A 1,962-nucleotide genomic window follows, 5' to 3' on the forward strand; every position below is an offset into this window, starting at 1 on the left:
CCCGCCGGTGGCGGAGTACGAGGACCGGGTGGGGCGGGGACCCCGCGTCGCTGACCGGGCGCGGGGCGTTTCATCGTCGGAGCGCTCTTGGTGCGGTCCGAAATCTCGGGGAGGACCGTGCTCGCACGGTCCAGGGCCTCGATGACCGTGCGGATCAGGTAGGTGTCGCTGGTGCGGTCGAGGCGAGTGGTGTGCTGGTGGGTCAGGCCCCGGGCGCCGATGCGTTGCCAGGCAGCCTGGTCCCGTCCGGTGCTGTAACCACACGTCTCGTTCGGGCAGGTGGCCCAGGCCCAGCCGGTGGCCGACCGGTCAGGGGCCATGTGGTGGCGGAAGGTGGTCAGGCAGCGCGGGCAGTTCTTCGACGTGCCGCGGGGCGGGACGATGACCACGGCGATGCCGTGCGCGGTGGCCCGGTGGCGGGTGTGGGTGACGATCGCCCCGCGCACGGTCTGCGAGAGGCGGGTGTTGAGGGTGCGGCCCTTGCCACGGGCCTCCATGTCGCGGAGGTCTTCGAGGTAGATGACGGTGGCTCCGGCCGCGAGGGCGTGGTCGACCATGAACCGGGCTGCGGCTTTCGCCAGCGCCGTATTCAACCGCGACCTGCGCTTCGAAATCCGGTCCCGCTCCACCTCCAGAACCGCGAGCTTCGCGCTCTGCCACGGATCGGGACGCATGCCGCGCTCACGCCGGGAAGCGGCCAGGGTGCTGAGCCGTTCGATGCGGGCAGTGAGATGCTCGCCCTGGATACGCAGCCGGTGCCCCTTGGCCAGCACCCCATCGGCCCGGAAAGCCACCGACCGTGCCCCGGCCGTCACGTGGGGCTGTGCGCCACCGGTCAGGGTGAGGGTGCCGCCGGTGAGCAGGGTGTTCAGCCCCCAGTCGAAGGCGACCGCGACCCGGTGCCCGGACGATTCGGCCTTGGGGACGGGGTGGGCGTAGGGCACGTCGAGCAACAACCGTCCGTCCCGGATACGGAGGGTGGGCAGGCACAGGGCGGCGTCGGCGGGGACGTGGGGCGGGATACGGAACCGGATGCGGACCGCAGGCCAGTCCTTCCGCGACACCGGATCGGGGCGCAGCGGCAGCCGCACAGTGAGCACCCCGTACCGGAACGGGTCCTCCGCGCACCGCTCCACAGTGGCCAGTTGCTTGTCGACCGCCGCAAGAACCACCTGGCCGCCGACGCCCGGCGCTTCTTCGCAAGCGGTGATGCCGGCGGGGAGGCGCCCGTGCTTCTTCAGGTAGGCGGCGGCCTGCCGGGTGCGGGCCTTGATCACCGCACCCGCCACCACGCCCCCGTCCTCGGGCAGGACGGCCCGCAGCGCCTCCCACTCGGCCTCGGTACGACGCTCGGGATCGGCCGGCCAGGTCGCCAGGACCGCCGCCGTGATCTGGGCACGCCACCACACCGACCGCAACACCCGACCCGCCTGCTCCTGCACCACCCGCACCACCCGGTCCGGCAGATAGCGCCCCGCCGGAACCGGTGCACTCCAGCCCAGACGCCGCAACGCCATCCACGCCCGCGCCGGCAACCCCGCCCCCGCCCCGTCCCTCCCCGACGCGAGCCGGGCCAGATCACCGTGATTCCAGTGCTCCCGCACCACCGCGTCCGCGAGCCCGGTGACCAGGCCGGTCAGCCACCCGGCACGCTCCACCAGCACCGCCTCGGACAGATACTCGCCGGAGACCGTGTCCACGCCGCTCATAGCCCGGGCGCAGGCGGCCGAGACCTGCTGGACTTCGCCTTCCGTCAACGAAACTTTGCGGCGCATTCGGGTCTCGCCTCCTCAGGGGCCTTGCACGGACCGGGCAGGCGAGCAGCTAGTCAGTTGCTCCCGGAAGGGTCGGGCTGTGCCGCGGCCAGTGTGGGCGGCCGTGGCAAAGTCCAGGTGTGCGGACAGTTGAGTCCCGGCTGATGGCCACCAGAAATCCAGGTGGATGGCCGTCCGGCCTGCGGTG

The 1,962-nt window shown here is 72.2% G+C and carries 1 protein-coding gene; it reads right to left on the reverse strand.

Translation table 11 applies throughout. From position 1 onward, the window contains the following. On the reverse strand, window positions 1-1,775 hold a 1,775-nt coding region (locus tag ABTY98_RS42120; RefSeq protein ID WP_352226466.1), incomplete at its 3' end, for a zinc ribbon domain-containing protein. Window positions 1,776-1,962 lie beyond the last annotated feature (187 nt).

This window comes from Streptomyces sp. NPDC096040 (assembly GCF_040303265.1).
GTDB lineage: Bacteria > Actinomycetota > Actinomycetes > Streptomycetales > Streptomycetaceae > Streptomyces.